The sequence below is a fragment of the Bergeyella cardium genome (assembly GCF_003614945.1).
GTDB classification, from domain to species: domain Bacteria; phylum Bacteroidota; class Bacteroidia; order Flavobacteriales; family Weeksellaceae; genus Bergeyella_A; species Bergeyella_A cardium.
The window spans coordinates 520,509-542,822 of record NZ_QYCZ01000001.1 but is presented as its reverse complement, the minus strand read 5'-3'; the positions used below and the strand labels follow the sequence as shown (position 1 = coordinate 542,822).

Genomic DNA, 22,314 nt, shown 5'->3' with positions numbered 1-22,314 from the left:
TAATTAGGGATTTAATATTCTTTTTCTCTGCAAAGAAATAAACTTGGGACTATCTACATTTTTAAGATAATTGGTAAGGCTTGGCTTGCTCATACTGTCTTTGGTAAGGTATATTCTGCCTCCAAAATCCTCTACAATTTTATCTAAACTCTCCACTAATTTTTTGAGTTTAGAATTTACTTTGAAGTCTAACGCAAGGGTATAGCCCTCCATAGGAAAGGAATTATACGCCTGTGGATTATTCTTACCGAAGAGTTTTAGTACTGCGAGGAAAGAACCGTTGCCCGACTTAGCAATCGTTTCAAGGATTTTTCTCATCCCCTCCTTGCCCTTATCTTTTGGGATTACCATCTGATACTGTATAAAGCCTTTCTTACCATAGATTTTGTTCCATTCATTAACTGCATCAAGGGGGTAAAAGAAAGGTTCATAATGCACAAAATTATTTACTTGCTTCTTCGCTTGCTTATAAAAATACAGCCAGTTGAATATTTTTATGGTCAAAGAATTCAGTACAAAACTCGGAAAGTAAAACGGCACAGTAGGCATAAATGATTTCTTGAGTTTCAGTGCATTTTTTTGTAATGATGCCGGTAGCTCTGCTTTCAGAGCGTGTTCTCCTCTCATCAGAATAGAGCGCCCGATATTCTTCCCCTTCTGCAAACAATCGATCCAGGCTACGGTATAAGTCCAAGACTCACTTTCTTCAAAGAGTTTAAAAATCTCATCTAAATTCTCCGCTTTAATGCTTTCCTGCCGAATATAAACGGATTCAATATTCTTCAACTTTATTTTTGCGGAGAGAATAATCCCCGTAAGCCCCATTCCACCGACAGTTGCCCAAAAGGTTTCCGCATTCTGCTCTCGGGAGCAGAGAATAATCTCCCCATTCTCTTTCATCAGTCTAAATTCTATTACATACTCGGAAAAGCAGCCTTCTGCGTGATGATTCTTACCGTGTACATCAGAGGCTATTGCCCCTCCTACACTCACAAATTTGGTACCTGGCGTTACATTCAGAAAATATCCCTGAGGCACAACGACCTCTAATATATCGGATAAAAGCACTCCAGCCTCACATTCTATAATGCCTTCTATCCTATCAAAACTGATGAATTTATTAAGCCTTTTGGTAGAAAAAATATTCTCTGCCAATGAAGCATCTCCATAGCATCTTCCATTTCCTCTTGCAATGATTTCCCTATTTCTAAGCACAAAATCCTTTATTTTACTTAGAGTGTCCTCAGACTTCATTACTTTTTCTACTACTGGGAAGTTGCCCCAATTGGTTACTTTCTGTTTATATTCTGGCATAGTCTAATGATGAATAGTCAATTAAAATAAATCTCAACCGCTCTAAAATTAATTATGATAATAAATCAAGAGCAGGAAGCAGAGAATCCAAAGCAAAAGGGTAAGCTGTATATATCGGTCTCTGTAAATAATCTTGGTGGGAGATTCCGTTCGGTTATACACCAATGTCTGCTGCAAATACCGAAGAAAAGCAAAAACCACGAAGATAAAAGTATAAAATACCTTCTGCCCAAACCTCTCCTGAACCTCTGGCGTAATGGTAAACATTAAATAGGAAATAATCCCCAGCGTAACCGATACCGAAAGTGCAATATCCGCAAACTGCACATTATAGCCGTCTAATGCCCTACGAGTTTTACCTGTAAGCTGTGCATTAATCAGCTCTCCCCTTCTCTTTCCAATGGCGAGAACCAATGCTAAAACAAAAGTCAAAAGTATCGCCCACTGAGAGATAATAATCCCCGTACCATAGCCCCCTGCCAATACCCGAAGTACAAAGCCCAAAGCAATAATACTGATATCTATAATCGCTATATGCTTCAGCTTAAAAGTATAGGCGAGGTTCATTATAAAATAGGAAACGATGATAGCCACAAACCGCCAGTCTGTATGCTCCAAACAGCAGAAACCTATGCACACAAGCCCAGCAATAAGGCATAGCAATCCTACAAAAACAAGCCGTGCAACGGATTTTGAAATAGCCCCGCTTGCTAACGGTCGTCGTCTTTTTATCGGGTGTTTTCTATCGGCTTCTATATCTATGTAGTCATTAATTATATAAATAGAACTTGCTGTAAGCGAGAATACAGCAAAAGCAAAAAGGCTTTCAATAAAAAGTGAAAACTCAAAAATTTTCCCAGAAAAAAAGAGCGGAACAAAAACAAAGATATTCTTGACCCACTGCTCTATTCTCAAAAGTTTTAAGTATTTAATCATCCATCCTGTTTAGAGTTGCAAAAGTAGCCATTTAATCGGATTTTCTATGTGCTCAAAACGATTTTTTAAACCTAATGATGAAGCTTAGCATTCCGCTACATTTACAGCAATGGCAAGCCCACCCTCAGAGGTTTCTTTAAATCTTTCATTCATACTTTGGGCGGTATCCCACATAGATTGTATCACCTCATCAAGGGAGACGATGGCTTTCTTAGGGTCGCTCTCCATTGCGATATTCGCAGCGGTTATTGCCTTTATTGCTCCCATAGAATTTCGCTCTATGCACGGAATCTGAACCAGCCCACCAATCGGGTCACAGGTAAGGCCGAGATGATGCTCCATCGCGATTTCTGCTGCCATTAGAACTTGTTCAGGACTGCCCCCCATTATCTCGGTAAGCCCCGCCGCTGCCATAGCAGAAGAAACACCGATCTCCGCCTGGCAACCTCCCATAGCGGCAGAGATGGTTGCATTTTTCTTAAAGAGCGTACCGATCTCCCCAGCCACGAGTATAAAACGGATAATATCCTCATCCGAAGTATGAGGGGTAAAGGCCTGAGAGTACATCAGTACGGCGGGGATTACTCCGCTCGCTCCATTAGTCGGTGCCGTAATAATGCGCCCAAAGCTGGCATTCTCCTCATTTACGGAAAGAGCAAAGCAGGAAATCCACTTATTCACAGCGGTGAAATCCTTCGGAGCAGAAATTACAGCATCAAACCACTCATTCATATTCTTATACACTTTATCTCCGAGGAGTTTTTGGTTTAAATCGTGAGCACGGCGGGTTACTTTCAGCCCACCAGGCAGTATGCCCTGCTTATTCACCCCTTTGTAGATACACTCCTTAATGTGTTTCCAGATGCTCAGGGCTTCTTTCTCTGTTTCTTCTCGGCTGCGCCAGCTCTCTTCATTCAAATAGATAAGGTCAGACAGCTTGCTAAGCCCTAATTTATTCAGATATTTGATGATATCCTTACCGTTGTGGCAAGGGTAAAGCGTTCTTATGCAATGCTCCTCGATAGAATTATTCTCCTGAGTCGCTACAAACCCACCGCCTACGGAATAGTAATCCTGCTCGAGCACCTCTCCATCATTAAACACCGCTCGGAAAATCATTCCATTGGGGTGGAAGTCCAGCGACTTCTGTTTATTCAGGACTAAATGATGACCATAAACAAACGGGAGCCTCACCTCACCAGCGAGGAGAATCTGATTTTCGGTTTTAATCCTCTCTATCTTTTCGTCTATGGTATTGGTATCGATGGTTCGGAAGTTCTCGCCAGAGAGCCCAAGCATCCCTGCGATATCGGTACCGTGACCGACGCCTGTCTTCGCCAGAGAACCGAAGAACTCCACGAAGACCTCCTTTACTTCGCTTAGCGGTCTGTGCCTTTTTATCTGGTCTATAAACATTTCAGCAGCGTTCCAAGGGCCCATCGTATGGGAGCTGGAAGGGCCTATGCCTACTTTAATAATCTCAAAAACGGATATGGACTGCATAATCGCAAAGGGTTTTAAAATATGATAAGGCAAAAATATTTAATTCAAAGAACAGATACAAAAAATACCAAAACAAGGAAGATTTTCAACCCCTGAAAAAGCGCCCCTACAGGCTCATCTGAGAAGGGTAAGAAATTCTTCCCAGTGTTTTTAGTAAAACATCCGCATGTTTTAGACAATTCTTCCCAGTGTTTTAATCAATTCGTCCGTATCTTTTTTTAAGGCTAATGAATCATCAGAGAAAAAGATGCTCATCGATTCAAAATTTAATACCGAAAAGCGGGGCAGATTACCAGCCGCCGCCACCACCTCCTCCTCCTCCGCCGCCAGAGAAGCCCCCACCAGAGGAACCACTCGACCAAGAGGAGGACGAGCCCACATTAGAGCTGGAGGTCGGAGCAATGCTCGATACACTGATGGAGCTCGCCAAGCTGCTGTACAGCGCTGCACTTACATAAGGAGCACTCGCCTCGTATGCCTCTCGCTCTTCTTCGGACATTGTATTGAGGACATTGCTAAACTTCTTGCCCCAGATGTTCTGCACACCCAGAACCATCGCATACGGAAGGTACTTTTGGAAGACTTCTGGCGTCATCTTCGGTGGGTTGTGGAACTGCATCAGCTTGGTCTCAGCAGCGCCCAAATACATTTTAAAGCCCTCAATCTCCGATTGTATCTTCAGCTTCTCTGCGTCTGGCTGCGTCATCAGATAAGCATAATAGAACATCACCTGAGCACCGATACAGCCGAAAACCATAAGGGAGGAAAAGGAAATATCATCTGGGTCATAGAGCGAACCGAGAAAGAAAACCGATCCTACCACTTCCAACCCGATAACAACGAGCAAGAAAATCCTGAAAGCGAGATAGCGCATCGGCCAGAAGCAAACGATTAATACCCCAAAAAAGACAATCCCTATAGTCATTGCCAAAGTGAGAAGACCGCCCCAATCCGAATTAAAGTAGAAAGTATGCAGAACTCCGAGCGACATCAAGGAGAGAAGAAAAACTCCTATCGCCCTTAGCGAAGCCTTGAGATTGAGCTTTGTTTCTAAGAGTTTAGTGTATTTAAAGGTTACGGATACTCGGAATTTCTCTACCATACGCTCCATCTCCTCATCATAGCTCGACTCTATGGTGAAGCTCTTTCTTCCGTTTTTAAAGAGGCGTCTCAAGAGTATTTGCTCCTCTTCTGGCAGGTCTTCGCTGGCATCTTTCAGTTTGATGATTTTAAAAACGCGCTTACCCTCCTCCTCGATTTTAATGTACTTCTTCACTGCCAGATGGGTGAGCGATGCGGAGACCAGCTTTTTATCAAAGTCCTCTTTAAGGATATAGCCCAAATCTGCCACCGATAATTTCCTCGGCACTGAGTATTGAGGGATAACTAAAGGCTTTTCTGGGTCTTTGCCCTCTGCCTGCCACCTCCTGTAAAGGAAAAAGCTCCCCACAAGGCTTATAAGAAGGATGAGGAATAGCATAAAGTACTGCTCTCCAAAAGTGGGCGGTTCTGGCTCTTGGATAATGCCTTTCTTTATTCCCGCCGCTACGGTAAGCCCTTCGTGTGGCGCGAGATGATACGCCTGAAAGTGGATTACATTTTTAGAGAGGAGCTTGCTGGAGCAGTCGTGATCGGTAGAACCTGCTGCACCCGTATAGCAGGCTTGTTGCAGGATTTCCGCACCCTTAGGGAAGGTAATGGTCGCTTCGCATAAGCCGATATCAAAGCTCCATCCGTTGCCGCTCACATTCCAATAGAGCTCATCAAAGTCATTATAAAAGCCAATCTGGTTGGTCGCTGTATATTCTATCTCGTATTCATAATCGCCCTCACTCAGGTAGGTGTCTTCGCTCCCGATATAGATTTTGAGTTCGTCTTCTGTTTTGGTCTTGTAAGGTACGGCTTCTCCGTCCTTTTTCACGGAGAGGATTTCGGTTTTCACCTTTAGTCTTCTCCCCTTCAGCTCACGGCTAAGAGGGAGGCTCCTTACAATACCACGCTTGATTTCTTCACCCTTTGAGCGCACTTTAATCTGCTCCTTTACCTTGATGGTCTTCGGGTCTTTATCTACATTGATAAAGGATTTAAAGCTAAGAATACCCTCAACATCATTTTCATAATATTTAGGATAGCCCAAAGAATCGCCACTCGCCTGCTGGGCAAAAGACTGAGCGAAGAGAAATATCAACAGGAAAGAAAATATTCTCATCGTTTTGTGATTAATGGATTAGAATTTCACTTGTGGAACGGCTCTCTCGGCAGGGTTTTCCAACTCGAAGAACGGTGAAGTACGGAAGCCAAACATCCCCGCAACGATATTTTTCGGGAAGGTCTGTATTGCGGTATTCTGCTCCCTCACGGTGCCATTATAGTACCTGCGGGCGGACTCTATACTGTCCTCTATCTCCGTCAGCTGGCTCTGGAGCTGTAGGAAGTTGGTATTCGCTTTAAGGTCTGGGTAGCTCTCTACCACTGCATTCAGGTGGAGCATTGCGTGGCTCAATGCTTTCTCCGCCTCTGCCTTGCCCTCTGTGGTGCTTGCAGATATTGCTTTGCTTCTCGCCTCGGTAACTTCCTTAAATACTGATTTCTCGTGCTCTGCATAGCCTTTTACAATTTCCACGAGGTTCGGGATAAGGTCGTGCCTCTTTTTGAGGAAAACCTCTATGCCACTCCACGCCTCCTGTACCAGCATTCTCAGCTTTACAAGGCTATTATACATCAAGATAAAAAGAAGTGCAACCACTCCAATGACAATAAGAACGATAACTTGTGTGCTCATAAGTATTTAATTTAAAACCTTGCATAGTTACGAAAAATATTGGAGCTATACACCATAGCTGGTGGAGGTTATCTATCTAAATCTACCATTATTTATGAGTGATACTCAGAAAAATAATTTCCAAAAATCAAAGCATTCACCAAGTACAAGGAATTACATTAATATCTCGAGTACTAACAGCTAATAACCTAAAGACTATTGCTTATGGCTCACTGTCCATTATACGATTTTTCTTATGCAATAAAAAAAATCTCCTTTATAGCGGGAAATTTTTCTTTGGTTTCTTAGAATTTATTGATTTCAAACTTTAGAGAAAAGAAATTCGAGTAGAAATTAGACCCACTAATGCCCGAGTTGGTTATTGCATAGTCCAGACTGAGCCCTTTATACTTAATTCCCACGCCAGCACTTGGTTGGAAAGATACTTTTCGCTTCAGATCTTCAATATCGGTTATGGTTTGGAACCTATTCACCCCAAGACGAACGAAAATCATATCCTGATATTTCAGTTCCGCTCCTGCAAAAGGCGTAATACTCGCAAAATCTGTCGATACAAGCGCTGAAGTCTTTGCAAAATCTACATTAACGCCCACTTCTGGTAGCAAATCAAGCTCTCTACTCAGCTCAAATTTCTTACTCGCTGCCAAATTGAGCTTCGGTGTGGTGATTTCCAACTTTTGCTTTGGCACAGGGTTAAACTCCTGCCCATTAACAATTGTGGAGAGCTCCTTTCTATTAATATCCCAGAAGTTTGTCGTCGTCGTCGCATCACGAAGCATCGCACCAAAAGCCCAATCACTCTCAGTACGATACATCGCACCCACATCAAAGCCAAAACCAAAGGAGTTGGCAAACTTACCCACATTCCTATGGACGATTTTCGCATTCACCCCCACACTTAGTCGGCTATTCGCCCGAAAAGCATACGAAATAATTCCCGCATAATCCGCCTGAGAGAACTTTCGTATCTTATCATAATCAATATTCCCCTCAGTATCGATGAGTTTCGTCGTATCCAATATATTATCAACCCCCAATCGAACCAATGACACCCCAAACACCCCCGAATTACCCTCCAGCGGCTTTGCAAAGGCAAGATAATCGTATTTTGCTATCGATTCAAAGTACTCTGCGTGCATCCCCGCCGCTTGCCAGCCGTCATCCACGCCCATAAGCCCCGCTGGGTTCCACATTGGCGAATAAACATCCTCTTGATGAGATACTACCGCCCCTCCAAGCGCCAATCCCCGCGCACCAGCGCCAATATTCAAAAATTCATTAGAATACTTCCTCACAACCTGCGCACCAAGCCCAGAAAAGCCCATCGCAAGGATAAAAAATATCGTCTTTTTCATAGTTTTAATTGTATTTAATGCTATTTTAATAGTATTTAATGCCGTTTCAGCTTCCGTTTCGCTTTCAAATATCCATTTGCAAAAATAGAAAATATCATCACTCCCGCCGAGAGGTAGAATACAGGCGTCATATGCTCTGTTTCCCCAAAAATCAAGTACGCCAGCACAATTCCATACACAGGTTCTAAGTTCACCGTCAGTATTATCGTAAATGGCGAGATGTACTTCATCAGATTTACAGACTCCAGCATCGGATATGCCGTAAATACCCCTGATAACAAGACTATCAACGATAAATTTTGCCAACTTATTTCACTCATATCCAATATTTCCCCCTGTCCCGTTAATAAAAAATAGAAAAAAAGCACCACCGTACCCCCAAATATCTCGTAAAAAATAATATTTCCAGACGCCGTACGCCCATACATCTTCCCATTCAGCACCGAAAAGAGCGTCCCCAGCAATGCACAGATAATCCCATACATAATCCCCATTTCATACTCCATTTCTGCATTAAAAATCAAAAGAATACACCCAACAATGATAATTCCGATGATGATTTCCCTCAAATCCACCCTCCTCCCGAAGATAAGTGGCTCAATAAGCGCCGCAAATAGCGTCGAGAGAGACATACAAGACAGCGCAATCGCCACATTCGCCACCTTTATCGAAAGAAAAAACAATATCCAATGCCCAGCCATCAAGCTCCCAACCCCAAAAAGCTGAAGCAACAGCCTCAGCGAGATATTCATTCGGTTTCGTAAAATAAATCGATTAGAAATAAAGAGAAATAACGCAGCAAAACCCATCCTAAAAAAGGTAAGCCGATAAGCATCTACACTAATCAGCTTCCCCAATACCGCAGTAAAGCCCCACAAGAATACAATAAAGTGCAACCTCAATAAAACAGATTTCTGCATAGATATAAAAACGATAATTCGCAGATTAAGGAGCTAATCGCACCCGTTGCCAGTCATAATCCTCACCTAAAGTATAAAGAATACGGTCGTGTAATCGGTTCGGCCGCCCTTGCCAGAACTCAATCTCATAAGGTCGCGCAAGATACCCTCCCCAATGCTCCGGTCTCGGCACTTCCTTCCCCGCATACGCCTTTTCAGCCTCCCTCAGCTTGTTTTCAAGGTAGTTTTTGTCTGGAATAATGCTACTCTGTGGCGAAATTACCGCACCCAATTGGCTTCCTCTCGGCCGCTCAGCAAAATAGCCATCACTCAGGTTCTCAGCCAGCTTCTCCACCACAGATTTTATAATCACCTGCCGCTCTAAGCCCGGCCAAAAGAAGTGTAAGCACGCCTTCGGATTACGAGCCAGTGCCTCCCCCTTTCTACTCCTATAATTCGTATAAAATATAAAGCCTTCATAGGTATATGCCTTCAGTAGCACCATTCTCGTCCTCGCACACCCATCAGATTCCACCGTTGATACCGCCATTGCATTCGCTTCCGAGATTAATCCGCTTCCTTCTGCATCAAAGAGCCAATCCCTGAACTGTTCCATCGGATTTCCCTTCATCTCAGCCTCTCTCAGCTCATATTTATCATAAATTTTTCTTCTGTCGTGTAGATTTTCCATTAGAAATTATTATTTTTGAAATTATGAATTTGTCTTGCAAAGGTAAAGTATTAATCTCCACTCCCGATGCCTCTCGGGACTTATTTTATCGTTCCGTTGTCTTAATCGTTGAACACGACCAGAACGGAGCACTCGGTTATATCCTTAACAAGAAGTTTAGCAAGCAGATAAGACCCATAAAAATCAGTAATTTCTTTCAGTTTGAGCTCCAATGTGGCGGTCCTGTAGATGTAACCAAGTTTTCTATCATCGGAAAGAATCCGCCCGTAACTAATGACTTTATCCCGATAAATAACACCCATTACCTCACTGCAGATTGGGATACCGTTATACAATCCATATCAGATGGCGATACTATGCTCTTCGATTATAAGATTTTTTATGGCCATTCCAGTTGGGCACCTATGCAGCTCGATTACGAAATTCAAAACAAACTTTGGATTGTTATTGATACTAATTTTGACTTTACCCTACAGGCTGACGAGCATCTTTGGAAAGAAATGATGGCGGGCCTCGGTGGTGAGTACCTTATCTGGGCAAATGCCCCCGATGAAATCTCTCATAACTAATAATATTCTCCCTCCTTTTAGATAAAATAAAAGTAAAAGCTATCCCGATTGGACGATCTCTATTCTCTACTTTGAAAAATATGCTGATATTATTTCCCAAAATCCTTTGCCTGCAAAATAAATAAGAGCAGTAGATATAATGCCCTTTACTGTAAAAAATATAAGCCCTGCTATGCCTAATTTCTTAAACCTGTTTCTCCATTTCCCTGCACCGTTGTTGTTAATCTTTTCTTGCTTCATCAGCTGATAATTTTGGGTAAAAGTAGAGATTTTCTACATATGGCTAATAGCCCCATTTTAGTTATAAATTTTTAGCCCTATATTCCAAGTGAGGGATTGTTGTTTATTGAATGGATGTGGAACTTTAAAATTTTGATTTGAAATAAAGAAAGTCGTACTGGTATTCACAAAAAGTCTCCACATATAGGATTTTCTGGTGGTATCAAGACCGAGTTCTAAAAACGGCTGGCAGCGTGTGGAGGTATCATAGAGGTGGTCTGGCGAGGCTACGCTATCTACAAACTGATTATTCCGTACATTTTGGTAGGGCTTATAATCAAATTTATGCTTGAGAGGCAGGTAGAGATTGCCTTCTATATTATAGTAGAATTTATTCTTTGGAGAGAGCTTAAAATCCTGTCCATAAGCGAGGCTAAATGCTGCATAATAAATATTTTTATCTAAAAACACGGAAAGATCTTTGGTAGAGAATTTCCCTGTCTTTGCACCAAACCCCAGCCGAGTAGTTTCGCCGTTGTTTTTAAGGAAGGAGAGATGAGTTTTAATGCTCACTTCTTCGTTAATTTGGCGATTGGATGATGCCTGCTTTGTATAATTAAAGTTGATACTGGATGACGAAGATGCCATAAGCAAAGTCTCCCAGATTTTAGACTGACCAGCATGTCTGAAAAAAACTGAAAATTTATCGGTTTCTGTTCTGAGAGCGAGTTCTTTTTTATTAGAATTGAGAATAAAATCATCATAGGTCTTCAACAAGCTATACTTATTCTGATAGCTCAGTTTCAGCAGAGATGATTTGCCATAGAAAATATAATCTGCTCCTAAATAATTCCCCTGCTGTTTATAAACATTTCTGATGATTCCAGAAGTAGAGTTTGAGACATAATTATTACCATACCCTTGATTCCAAGTGAGGAAAGTATCTGGATAGGTAATGATATTATTGAGCTCTGGGTTCTCGTAAAAGATATGATAATCCTTATGAAAATCCTGATAACCAACAAAAGCCAACAGCTGATGCTTTCGGAAGGTATAACCTGCTTTAAAAGCAAATTCATAATTAACATTCTGCACTTTCGGTCGGGCATCTATATTTCTGTAATTCTCATCATAATACCCATCTGCCATTGCCTGAAAAACGATATTACTAAACGGCTGATACGCAATAGTCCCTCTCAGATGATATTGCTGCTTATCCCAATCGCCCTTTCTACTAACATAATAATAAGGTTTATTGACAGCAAACTGGTTATCCGTACGCTCTTCCAGTAGAATATTACCTACTTGCTTTTCCTTTATCTTATGAAAATCTATATTCCCACTGATGAACAGCTTAGGATTAATCTTGAATAATCCCTTAGAACTAAAATAAAAATCATAGGTACTCTCGGCGGTTTGCACTCTATTAAACCGAGAATTCTTTGTATTGAGCTGAACCGCAGTTTCGGTATAATTAGGAAACGACCTTTGGAAAGCGATATGTGGATTGGAGATAACCTCATCTTTATACACCACCTCTTGCCCAATGATTAAACTGTCCTGCGCAGAAAGATAGGTAGAGAAAAAAGCCATACCCCACAAGAGTATTTTTCTTGTGGAGTACAAGCTTGATTGATTTACAGATTGTATCATATACCTATTGATTTTAGAAACCTCTTGGGTTTGCTCTTACCGTTGTAAAATCTTGCTGAGAGTTATTGGTATCCTGTAATATCTTTCTACCATTAACGGTAGTTTTCACTTTTCTCATAACACAAGATGAAGAATAAGCCCCTAAAGCGGTAAAGGTATATTGAGAATCTACATTATCTGCCAGCTGTTTTGGTCTGCCCTGGTCTTTAAGGTTGAGATCTACGCCATCTATAATAGCTTTGTTCGGAAGTCTGAGGTACTGATATTTTTTATCTCCATTAGGCAAATAAACCTTAGGATAAGCTGCTACTTCTACCTCCGTAGCGCGGAAAATAACCATAGACTCTCTCCCTTGTGGGTTTAGTAAGAAGTCCTTAGCTCCTTCTCCCATATGAATAACTTCCAAATCTGGAACACTTGGGTTGTCTATATCTGTGAAATAAACAGGCTGACCTATAGACTGTCTATAATTTCCTAAATACCCCTCAAAGTCTGCATTTTTTAAATCTACTGTAAGTTCTGGATCTTCTATTTTAATAGGGTTTCCTGAGTTGTCCAAAATAGGTTCTTTATGATTAATCGCAGTAGCTGCTATTACAATACTCTCCCCTGGGTTTATAGGATATTGCTTGCCTGTACCTGGGATTTTATATACATAAATAGCATATACATAGTCTGTATTCGCAGCAGAGCCAATGCTATTCCCTGGAGATTTGCTCCAATCATACTGACCGTTTGCCAATGTATATCCATCTACTTTCTTACTGCCATTACCTTTTAGTTGTGCAAAATAAAGCCCATCAGCATACTGTACCTCATTAGAATTATTAAATATCTCTACAAACTGATCTCTAAATACGGCTCCTTTCTTTACATCAGAACCCGCATAGTAGATTTGTTTCAGCACCAAGCTACCGATTGTACCCGCAGTTAATGAAATACTAACCGAAGAGGTATTGGAATTAACGACCACTTTCTCCTGGCTTCCATTAAATGTAATCTCGTCCTGCCCCGTGAGGTTGTAGCCAAATATCTCCAAAAATTTCTCTGCTGATAGCTTCTGAGTAATACTTACATTATACTCCCCTGGCAGTAATTCTGAAAGGCTTACCTCTCCATTCGCATCGGTTTGCTTTTCAATTTTCTCCTGAGTTTCAAGATTTGTAATGGTTACAGAGGCAGCATTGGGTTTCTGGTCTCCATAACTCCTGTCATAATGCGTAATAACCTTAAAAGGTACTGGCTTTATCTGCTGGGTGCTATTGAAATCATCATTTCTACACCCTACTATTGTTAGCAAGAGCATTGCTATTGCTCCAAATAAAAACTTTTTCATGTTATTGAAATATTAAAATTAAAGTTATTGTTAAATTATCATACTCAATTCGTTATTTAGCTTTAAAAACAAAAGTTTCAAAGAACTTTCTACTATCATTTTTGACTTTGAGGAGATTTTTCCTTTTCACTTAATTCTTGCCAAATAATACCTTATTCTACTATTATATATCTCTATTGTATTTTGATTCTATAGGTTTTTCACTGCAAATTACCTCTGACATTTCCAATAATCACTGCAAAAAATATTTATCTCTCCACCGCTCTCCCCCAAAACTCGGTTTAATCTTGATGATTAACATTTAGTACAGTTCATCCCGCTAAATTATAAAAATGTATGTAGCTAACAATACCTAAAAATTAAATCTCTTCTTCTATGTGGTAGTTCTTGTGCTCCCTGTTGGTTCGGATAATAAGCTCACCGAGAAATCCAGAAACGAAAAGTAGCGTCCCCAAAATCATCATTGTAAGAGCAATGAAAAACCAAGGGTTGTTGGCGATTAAGTTTCCGTATATTTTGTGGATATAAACATCGATTAGTTTGGAGGCTCCGAGCCAAAGAGCAGAGAGAAATCCTATAATAAACATAAGGGTACCTACTGCCCCAAAGAAATGCATTGGTCGCCTGCCAAAGCGGCTCACAAACCATAGGGTGATCAAATCTAAAAAGCCCCTGATAAACCGCTCTGTTCCAAATTTTGAAACTCCATAAGGGCGAGCCTGATGCTGTACTGCTTTTTCGGTAATCTTTCGGAAGCCTGCATTGGCGGCAAGTACGGGTATGTATCTGTGCATATCTCCATATACATCTATGGATTTTATCACTTGCTTTTTGTAGGCTTTTAGTCCGCAATTGAAGTCGTGCAGATAAACCCCAGAGACTCTCCTTGCAGCAGCATTGAAGAGCTTGGAGGGCAGGTTTTTTGTCATTACATTATCGTAGCGTTTTTTTTTCCATCCAGAGACGATATCGTAATTGTCTTTTACCACCATATTATAAAGCTCAGGGATTTCTTCTGGGAAGTCTTGCAAATCGGCATCCATAGTGATGACAACTTCTCCTTTTGCTTTGGCAAATGCGGCATTTAGTGCTTGAGATTTACCATAATTCTGAGAGAATTTTATACCGTGTATCTGTGGGTTTTGTATTTTGAGATTTTCAATGATAGACCAGGAGTGGTCGGTACTGCCATCGTCTATAAACCAAACTTCATAGGTGTATTGATGCTCCTTGCAGACTTTATCTATACGATAAAAAAGCTCTTCTAATGATTCTTCTTCGTTAAATAGCGGGATTAATATTGAGATATTCATCGTTTTGGAGTGGCGTTTTTATTTTTTAGTTTTGAAATCAATAGGATGTATTATATTTTTATAATCCACCAAATCAGCCTTTATAGAGCCTACAACCAATTGAGCCTGTATTGCGATAGGGATGTGGTTGCTATCATTCGTTACCCATAATGAAACCCCTTCTTTATCTTTAAAGACTCTTCCACTCATCACCGAAGGTATTATTTTAAGGCAATTTACCCTTCCAAATTTGGTTTTAATGTTTTCCACACCTACTACTTTTAGCCTGAAAGGGAAAGACTCATCATCTATCCAGACATTAAGGTTAATAACATCTCCTACTTTTAACTGCTCTGGACTGAGACTCCTCAGATGATAAAAGGCAGAGAGCATATCCTGTATTCCTGCAGTTGTCTTTATGGTGCGGGGAGGGTTATCCGTATTTATTTTATCGGTGAGGACTAATGTATTATTCGCGTGGTTAAAACTTGCCTGCAAATGCTGCTTATAGCTCCCTTCGCTTACATTTCGTACATAGAAACTCGGCAATCCTGTGGAGGTACTTACATAGCTTTCATAGAGGTCATCTACTTTAAAGAAAGCGCGCACTGCTCCCGAACTTCTGCCTACACCTTTTACATAGAGATGAGGTTTATTATTATAGGTTTTAATATTTGCAGAGAGGGTAGCTGTACCCGCAGTGAATATACCGTAATGAATTCTGTAAGACAGGACTTCTCCAGATTGGATATTGTCAAATTTCTGAGCTATTGAAAGACTTGAAATACTTAGAAGTATGAGTAATATGATTTTTTTCATTCGCCAGTTTTTACAAAAATACTGCCATTTTATTTGCAAGCGAAATTACAATATATTTTATAAATTTGCATTCAATTTTTTAATCTCTAAAAGATTTTTCTATGATTACAACAGATTTACTTATAATTGGAGCAGGTCCTACGGGACTTTTTACTGTTTTTGAAGCAGGCTTACTCAAAATAAAATGCCATATAATAGATGCTCTTCCTCAGCCAGGTGGTCAGCTTGCAGAGTTATATCCTAAGAAGCCTATTTTTGATATTCCAGGCTATCCATCAGTGGGTGCAGGTGAGCTTATCGATAATCTAATGGAGCAAATTAAGCAGTTTGAGCCAGGTTTCACCCTTTCTGAGACTGCCGTTTCTCTTACAAAGGTAGATGAAGAGTGGTTTGAGGTAGTTACAAATAAAGGGACTGTTCACCGCGCAAAAGCAGTGGCTATTGCGGGCGGACTTGGAACTTTTGAACCGAGAAAACCCGAGTTTGATAATGTAGCAGATTACGAAGAAAAAGGCATAGAATATTTCGTAAAAGATCCGGAGCTTTTCAGAGATAAAAAAATCGTTATTGCGGGTGGTGGAGACTCTGCTTTGGACTGGAGCATCTTCCTTTCAAATGTAGCGAAAGAAGTAACCCTTATCCACAGGAGAAATGAATTTCGCGGAGCATTAGACTCTGTTGAAAAAGTTCAGGAGCTTAAAAATCAAGGTAAGATTAATCTGATTACCCCTGCTGAAGTTACTGCCGTAAAGGGTGAGGGGCGCGTACAGGCAATCACCGTACAGAAAGAAGGCGAGGAGGCTTTCGACTTGGAGACCGATTATTTCATCCCGCTCTTTGGGCTTACTCCTAAGCTCGGCGAATTGGCCAACTGGGGCTTAGAAATAGAGAAAAATGCCATTAAAGTAGATAATTCACTCGACTATCAAACCAATATAGACGGAGTCTATGCCATAGGTGATATCAATACCTACCCAGGCAAGCTCAAGCTCATTCTCTGTGGTTTCCACGAAGCTACACTGATGTGCCAGTCCGTATATAACAGGCTAAACCCAGGTAAGAAATATGTCCTTAAATACACTACCGTAAGTGGGGTAGATGGCTTTGATGGCAGCCGTAAGGAAGCCGAAAAAGCAGTGGTAAAAAAGATAGATTAATACAGCAAAATGAGTGATGTAAATATTAAAATAAAAGATAGGGACGGTGTAGTGCACGAGATTGCTGCACCTACGGATATGTCTATGAGCCTTATGGAGGTTATGCGTGCCTATGCCATTGCTGAAGACGGTACTATTGGTAACTGTGGAGGTATGGCGATGTGTGCTTCCTGCCAGGTTTATGTAGAGAAAGGAGAGGAACTCCTCGCCCCAATGGAAGCAGAGGAAGATGCAATGCTTGCTGAGGCGTATCATACCCAGTCAAATTCCCGATTGGGGTGCCAGATTCCAATCACTGAAAACCTCGAAGGCTTAGAGGTAACCCTTGCTCCTTATCCATAGATGGCTTATAGCAATTGGCTGTTAGCTATCTTATGGAGCAGTTTTTATATTTCAAATTGGCTACTGATTAATTCTGTTCAGTAGTCTTTTTATGGAGATGATTATTTTAAACCTCAAAACTTAAATCCTTTTTGCAAGCCCTGAGAATAGAGATGAATATTCTACAAATTATATGAAGCACTAAAACAAAAAGAGACTTAAAATATTTTAAGTCTCTTTTTTGAGGTACCTAGCGGATTCGAACCGCTGTAGATGGTGTTGCAGACCACTGCCTAGCCACTCGGCCAAAGTACCTTGTTTAGTGGTTGCAAATGTATATATTTTTTCTGATAAACGAAAAATTTTATACGAAATTTTAAAGGTTTTTACCTTCCCTCTTTGCACAGGCAAAGCCCAAACTCTAAACTTCCTACTGTTTATTGGTAGAGTATAAATCGTTTACATAATTCTTTATCAGTTGGTCATTCTTACGGGGGCAGATAAGGAGGGCTTCTTCTGTATCTATTACAATATAGTCCTTTAGACCATCTATAATCGCCTTTTTATTTTTACTGCCAAGCCTTACAATATTCCCAGAAGCATTATAGACTTTAGTATTATGATTTACCGAATTATTTTCTCCATCTTTCTCTGTGTGTTCGTATACGGAAGTCCAAGTTCCTAAGTCACTCCAGCCTAAATCTGCTGGGATTACATAAACATTATCTGCTTTTTCAAGGATGGCATTGTCTATTGATATTTTTGTAACCTTCGGATAAATAATATCAATGCAAGAATTCTCTTCAGAGCTATTGTACTCACAGGAATTAAACTGATGAAGCATTTCTGGCAGATATTTACTGAATGATTTCAGAATAACCTTAGCATTCCAGATAAAAATCCCTGCATTCCAAAGGAAATCTCCACTTTCAAGGAAAGATTTTGCTATTTCCAAATCGGGTTTTTCTGTAAAGGTCTTTACTTTATAATAGTCTGCCTTCTCGGTAGGCAGATACTGAATATATCCATAGCCTGTGTCGGGGCGTGTAGGGGTAATCCCCAATGTAATGAGGTATTCGTTTTCCGATGCCAGCTGAAGTGCCATATTAATCTTCTGCTGAAAACGGTTTTCGTTTAATATTAAGTGATCAGCGGGGAGAACTACAATATTTGCATCGGGGTTTTTATGGCTTATTTTATTCACCATATAGAGATTGCAGGCTGCGGTATTCTTCATCATCGGCTCGCCTACGATATTTTCTGGTAGCACCTCTGGCAGCTGCTCTTTACACACTTCTATATAGTCTCTATTGGTTATTACGAAGATATTTTCGGCAGGGATTATTTTAGAAATCCTTTGATAAGTCTGCTGAATCATCGTATTTCCTGTGCCTAATATATCCAAAAACTGCTTTGGAAACTCTTGGGTACTCAGCGGCCAGAAACGGCTACCTATACCTCCTGCCATTATAATACAATACTTATTATTATTCTCCATTTTGTTTTTTTCTTTGTACAAGAGTAACGGATTTAAATATATACTTCTTATCCGTACTTAAATTCTGGCAAAGATAATTTTTTTTCCGCTTTTCTATGAGCTTATACACCTGCTTTCGGTAGATAAACTCCTCTCCCATCGCGAGATTTTCTATATAGACGCCATCTGTAGTCTCGGGTTCTGGGCGGAAGTACCTCACCAAATCTTCACTTGCCATAAAATTCGCTTTCGGAGATTTGGAAAACTTTATCAGCAGAGGTCTTGCTTCCTCTTTGTATACGGGCAGGCTTTCCAATATCATATTTCCAAAGGTGAGCTTCCACTCTTTACCGTGTGGGGGTATCCTCCTTCCGAATTTTTCAAAGGCGAGGAGATGTGCCAGCTCGTGAGTAAGCACAAAGAAGAACAACTCAGGCTTGAGGGTAGAATTAAGCGTAATCTTATGGCTATCATTGGGGAGTTTTATATAATCTCCCAGCTTAGAATGCCTGTCTCGGGTAATGTGTATATGAATACGATAGCTCCCAAACCACTTTTTAAGGTAAGGGAGCGTGTGTTCTGGTAAAAATTTCGGCAATAGGTTTATAGACACTCTTTTTTTCGGCAAAGATAATACTAAGCCCCATTAAAGGCTAAACGGTAAGCCAGCATAGAAGTCCAAAAGCTTGAGCTGGAAGATATAATTAAACTTCGCTTGTGCCACCGAGCCTTGTGCATTCGCATAATTATTCCTCGCGATATTCACATCATAGATGGTGGTGCGCCCTGCCTCATAGCTCTTCTCGGCAAAATCAAGTGCCAGCTCTGCCGACTTCTCCGCTTCTACGGCAGAGATGTAGATTTCATAATTGCTCTGTGCGGTATATTCTGCTCGCTGTACATTTTGCAGCACCTCCTGTTTCTGCTGTTGGAGGTTGGTTTTTGCGAGCTCTTCGCTGAGCTTCGCTTGCTCTACTTGTAGCTTGGTAATCCCTTTGTTGAAAATCGGAATCGTGGCAGAAACACCGAGCTGCTGACCGAAATTATCCTTATACTGCTGGGAGAATGATTTATTCTCATCGCTGTTCAATGCTCGGAAGTAGAAAGTTCCCACCCCTGCGCTTGCGCTTATACTCGGATAAAAAGCCGTTTTGGCAATCTCGGTTTGCTTCTCAGAAGCCCTAATTTTTGCCTCTGCACTCTTGATTTCTGGTCGGCTATTATAGATTTCCATTAGTTTTTCTTCGGAGATAGGGGCATTCCGCTCTGGGATATCCAATACGGGGTTTTCCGCCACATCAAAGCTCTTATAATCCTCTATTTGGAGGAGCATCGCCAGGTCAAAAAGCGCATTATGGGTATTGATTTCCGCTGTTTTCAGGTTCTGAAACTCCCTTGCCACCGCTGCTTTTGCTTCCGCCAAAACGGTGTATGCCGTAGTCCCCGCCGCAGTGGTTTTCTCGGCTCTTTCCAAGAGTTTCGCTGCATTTTCATACGAACTCTTATTGATGAGCTCCACCTCCCTGTTCAGCAATACGGTGAGGTACTGCTTAGCGATTCTCACATAGATATCGTTCTTGGTTTTTTCAAGGTCATACCTGCTGGCTTCCACCTCGTAGCCCGATTTCTGTATCTGCTTGTTCAGCCTGCTGTGGTTATACACGCTGATGCTCGCCCTGAGATTGGCGCTGTTATTAAAACTATTATTCGAATGATTATTTCCGAAGACATCTTGGCTCTGCCCAAAGTTGAAGTCATTCCCCACCGAGCCTGCTACACTTGGCAAGCCTTCTCTCCTTGCCATATCAAAATTCTTCTGCTGTATATCACTATTCTTCTGGGCATATCTAATCTCCAAATTATGCTCCTCCGCATATCGTATGCAGTCCTCTAACGACCACCTCTTCTGAGCCACCAATACCCCAGACGCTAACCCTAATACCAAAGCAATGTATCTTTTCATTTTAAAATTTTAATGCTATTAGACGCCCAACACCCTCATTTCGTTACATAGTGTGGGATAATGAGTCCATAGCCAGGGAGACAATTATTGCTAAATGACTTCGTACTAACAAGTATCTCAAAAAGGAAATAAAATCGTACCTTCGCAGGCGTATAAATCTAATGGATAATGAACACATCTATTCAAGAGCTTAAAACGCTCGCAACACAAACAAGAAGGGACATTTTGAGAATGGTACACGCCGTAAGTTCTGGCCACCCTGGTGGTAGTCTCGGCTGTGTAGAGTTTTTCCTTGCCCTCTATCATCAGGTGATGGATTACAAACTGCCTTTCTCTATGGAGGGGAGAAATGAAGACCTGTTCTTCCTCTCAAATGGGCATATCTCTCCTGTGCTCTACTCCACTTTAGCGAGGAGGGGCTTCTTCCCAGTAGAAGAGCTCGCGACATTTAGAAAGCTAAACACCCGCCTGCAAGGGCACCCTACGACTCACGACCACTTGCCTGGCGTAAGGGTAGCATCTGGTTCGCTCGGTCAGGGGCTTTCGGTAGCCATAGGTGCTGCACTCGGAAAAAAGCTGAATAATGACCAACACCTTGTATATACGCTGCACGGCGATGGCGAGCTACAGGAAGGACAAATCTGGGAGGCATTGATGTTTGCCGCTCATAACAGGGTGGATAACCTCATCGCTACGATAGACTACAACAACCGACAAATCGACGGAGATGTGGATAAAGTACTCTCTCTTGGCAACCTTCCAGAGAAGTTGAAAGCTTTCGGCTGGGAAGTTTTGGAGGAGAAAAGCGGTAATGATATAGAAGCTGTAATCTCAATTCTGGAAAAAGCAAAACAGCTCACAGGAAAAGGAAAGCCTATCGCCATCGTACTACATACAGAGATGGGCGCTGGGGTAGATTTTATGATGGGAACCAACGCTTGGCACGGAAAAACTCCGAACGATGAACAGCTTGCAAAAGCTCTTGAGCAGCTTTCATTAGACAATCCACAGGATTATTAAACATCAGTCTCATATTTAATAGAATTAAAATGAAATATACTTATACAGAAAAAAAAGATACACGAAGTGGCTTCGGAGCAGGGCTGGCAGAGCTCGCAGATACGAATCCTAATGTAGTAGCCCTCTGTGCTGACCTTATCGGCTCACTGAAAATGGAGAAATTTATAGAAAAAGCACCCGAGAGGTTCTATCAGGTAGGTATTGCAGAGGCGAATATGATTGGCATTGCTGCAGGGCTTGCCATCAGTGGGAAAATACCTTTCACGGGCACCTTTGCCAACTTCTCCACTGCCAGAGTCTATGACCAGATACGCCAGTCGGTAGCCTATTCTGACAAAAATGTAAAGATATGTGCCTCCCACGCTGGGCTCACCCTCGGTGAAGACGGAGCTACACACCAGACATTGGAAGACATCGGGATGATGAAGATGTTGCCGAATATGGTCGTTATCAACCCTTGTGATTATAACCAGACAAAAGCTGCAACCATCGCTATTGCTGACTACGAAGGACCTGTATACCTCCGATTCGGAAGACCAGCGGTTCCTGTTTTCATCCCAGAAGATATGCCTTTTGAAATCGGAAAAGGGATAATGCTCCAAGAAGGAAAAGATGTAACCATAGTAGCGACAGGGCACTTGGTTTGGGAATCTCTCGTAGCAGCCGATGAGTTAGAAAAAGAAGGAATCTCCTGTGAGGTTATCAATATCCACACAATTAAACCTCTTGATGAGGAAATCATCCTGAAATCGGTTGAGAAAACAGGGAGAATCGTTACCGCTGAAGAGCACAACTACCTCGGAGGGCTTGGGGAGTCGGTTGCAGGATTATTAGCACGGAAAAGACCTACACCACAAGAGTTTGTAGCAGTAAATGATACTTTCGGGGAATCTGGAACACCTGCGCAGCTGATGAAAAAGTATAAAATAGATGCAGAAGCTGTAAAAGAAGCCATAAAGAAAGTATTAGCGAGATAAGATTAATAGCTTTCCATTTTATTTAAAATCT

Annotated in this window: 21 protein-coding genes and 1 tRNA gene; 5 read left to right on the top strand and 17 right to left on the bottom strand. The window is 41.4% G+C overall.

Translation table 11 applies throughout. The annotated features are described in order from the left end of the window. Positions 1–3: 3 nt before the first annotated feature. The 8 genes from D8991_RS02475 to pdxH form a co-directional block, all read right to left on the bottom strand. Positions 4–1,314, bottom strand: a complete 1,311-nt coding sequence (locus D8991_RS02475) for an FAD-binding oxidoreductase (RefSeq protein ID WP_120488611.1) — start codon at positions 1,312–1,314, stop codon at positions 4–6. A 48-nt stretch (positions 1,315–1,362) separates the two neighbouring features. Beyond that, positions 1,363–2,250 (bottom strand): decaprenyl-phosphate phosphoribosyltransferase, encoded by an 888-nt coding sequence (locus tag D8991_RS02470; protein ID WP_120488610.1) that lies wholly within the window; start codon positions 2,248–2,250, stop codon positions 1,363–1,365. Positions 2,251–2,334: 84 nt separating this feature from the next. Further along, a complete protein-coding gene (locus D8991_RS02465; RefSeq protein WP_120488609.1) occupies positions 2,335–3,753 on the bottom strand; it encodes an L-serine ammonia-lyase in 1,419 nt (472 codons plus the stop codon). A gap of 289 nt (positions 3,754–4,042) precedes the next feature. After that, positions 4,043–5,962 (bottom strand): DUF2207 domain-containing protein, encoded by a 1,920-nt coding sequence (locus tag D8991_RS08940; protein ID WP_160223797.1) that lies wholly within the window; start codon positions 5,960–5,962, stop codon positions 4,043–4,045. Between the two features lie 18 nt (positions 5,963–5,980). Then, complete coding sequence (locus tag D8991_RS02455; RefSeq protein ID WP_120488608.1) at positions 5,981–6,535, bottom strand: LemA family protein; 555 nt, start codon at positions 6,533–6,535, stop codon at positions 5,981–5,983. Between the two features lie 284 nt (positions 6,536–6,819). Continuing rightward, positions 6,820–7,890 (bottom strand): putative type IX sorting system protein PorV2, encoded by a 1,071-nt coding sequence (locus tag D8991_RS02450; RefSeq protein WP_120488607.1) that lies wholly within the window; start codon positions 7,888–7,890, stop codon positions 6,820–6,822. A 35-nt stretch (positions 7,891–7,925) separates the two neighbouring features. Further along, positions 7,926–8,810, bottom strand: coding sequence for a DMT family transporter (locus D8991_RS02445; protein WP_120488606.1), 885 nt, complete (start codon positions 8,808–8,810; stop codon positions 7,926–7,928). A gap of 25 nt (positions 8,811–8,835) precedes the next feature. Next, positions 8,836–9,480 carry a pyridoxamine 5'-phosphate oxidase gene (gene pdxH, locus D8991_RS02440; protein ID WP_120488605.1) on the bottom strand — a complete coding sequence of 215 codons (645 nt, stop codon included), beginning with the start codon at positions 9,478–9,480 and terminating at the stop codon, positions 8,836–8,838. Between the two features lie 23 nt (positions 9,481–9,503). On the opposite strand from pdxH, the gene D8991_RS02435 reads away from it, so the two are divergent. Continuing rightward, complete coding sequence (locus tag D8991_RS02435; RefSeq protein ID WP_120488604.1) at positions 9,504–10,049, top strand: YqgE/AlgH family protein; 546 nt, start codon at positions 9,504–9,506, stop codon at positions 10,047–10,049. Between the two features lie 66 nt (positions 10,050–10,115). Here the strand turns inward: D8991_RS02435 and D8991_RS08910 are convergent, their stop codons facing one another. The 5 genes from D8991_RS08910 to D8991_RS02415 form a co-directional block, all read right to left on the bottom strand. Further along, positions 10,116–10,289: a hypothetical protein gene (locus tag D8991_RS08910; RefSeq protein ID WP_162926730.1), complete on the bottom strand. Its 174-nt coding sequence runs from the start codon at positions 10,287–10,289 to the stop codon at positions 10,116–10,118. Positions 10,290–10,346: 57 nt separating this feature from the next. Continuing rightward, on the bottom strand, positions 10,347–11,921 hold the full coding sequence (locus tag D8991_RS02430; RefSeq protein WP_221407565.1) for a DUF6850 family outer membrane beta-barrel protein: 1,575 nt from the start codon (positions 11,919–11,921) through the stop codon (positions 10,347–10,349). A 13-nt stretch (positions 11,922–11,934) separates the two neighbouring features. Beyond that, positions 11,935–13,257 (bottom strand): DUF4876 domain-containing protein, encoded by a 1,323-nt coding sequence (locus D8991_RS02425; protein ID WP_120488602.1) that lies wholly within the window; start codon positions 13,255–13,257, stop codon positions 11,935–11,937. A 359-nt stretch (positions 13,258–13,616) separates the two neighbouring features. Beyond that, complete coding sequence (locus tag D8991_RS02420) at positions 13,617–14,570, bottom strand: glycosyltransferase family 2 protein (RefSeq protein ID WP_120488601.1); 954 nt, start codon at positions 14,568–14,570, stop codon at positions 13,617–13,619. Between the two features lie 18 nt (positions 14,571–14,588). Beyond that, a complete protein-coding gene (locus D8991_RS02415) occupies positions 14,589–15,368 on the bottom strand; it encodes a DUF3108 domain-containing protein (protein ID WP_120488600.1) in 780 nt (259 codons plus the stop codon). 101 nt (positions 15,369–15,469) lie between these two features. On the opposite strand from D8991_RS02415, the gene D8991_RS02410 reads away from it, so the two are divergent. Beyond that, positions 15,470–16,525: an NAD(P)/FAD-dependent oxidoreductase gene (locus D8991_RS02410; RefSeq protein ID WP_120488599.1), complete on the top strand. Its 1,056-nt coding sequence runs from the start codon at positions 15,470–15,472 to the stop codon at positions 16,523–16,525. 9 nt (positions 16,526–16,534) lie between these two features. Continuing rightward, the gene (locus D8991_RS02405) at positions 16,535–16,867 is read left to right on the top strand and encodes a 2Fe-2S iron-sulfur cluster-binding protein (protein ID WP_120488598.1); all 333 of its coding nucleotides are present in this window, start codon (positions 16,535–16,537) and stop codon (positions 16,865–16,867) included. Between the two features lie 223 nt (positions 16,868–17,090). On the opposite strand, the gene D8991_RS02400 is transcribed toward D8991_RS02405, so the two are convergent. From D8991_RS02400 to D8991_RS02385, 4 genes are all read right to left on the bottom strand, one after another. Further along, positions 17,091–17,161 (bottom strand) — tRNA-Cys (locus tag D8991_RS02400). Between the two features lie 115 nt (positions 17,162–17,276). Further along, entirely contained in the window at positions 17,277–18,344 is a 1,068-nt protein-coding gene (locus D8991_RS02395) for a mannose-1-phosphate guanylyltransferase (protein WP_120488597.1), read from the bottom strand. Beyond that, a complete protein-coding gene (locus D8991_RS02390; RefSeq protein ID WP_120488596.1) occupies positions 18,334–18,936 on the bottom strand; it encodes a SprT-like domain-containing protein in 603 nt (200 codons plus the stop codon). The genes D8991_RS02395 and D8991_RS02390 overlap by 11 nt, the downstream gene beginning before the upstream one ends. A gap of 33 nt (positions 18,937–18,969) precedes the next feature. Further along, complete coding sequence (locus tag D8991_RS02385; RefSeq protein WP_120488595.1) at positions 18,970–20,286, bottom strand: TolC family protein; 1,317 nt, start codon at positions 20,284–20,286, stop codon at positions 18,970–18,972. A gap of 168 nt (positions 20,287–20,454) precedes the next feature. Between D8991_RS02385 and D8991_RS02380 the strand changes: the two genes are divergently transcribed. Next, positions 20,455–21,306: a transketolase gene (locus D8991_RS02380; RefSeq protein ID WP_120488594.1), complete on the top strand. Its 852-nt coding sequence runs from the start codon at positions 20,455–20,457 to the stop codon at positions 21,304–21,306. Between the two features lie 29 nt (positions 21,307–21,335). Beyond that, the gene (locus tag D8991_RS02375) at positions 21,336–22,283 is read left to right on the top strand and encodes a transketolase family protein (protein ID WP_120488593.1); all 948 of its coding nucleotides are present in this window, start codon (positions 21,336–21,338) and stop codon (positions 22,281–22,283) included. The last annotated feature ends 31 nt before the right edge of the window (positions 22,284–22,314 follow it).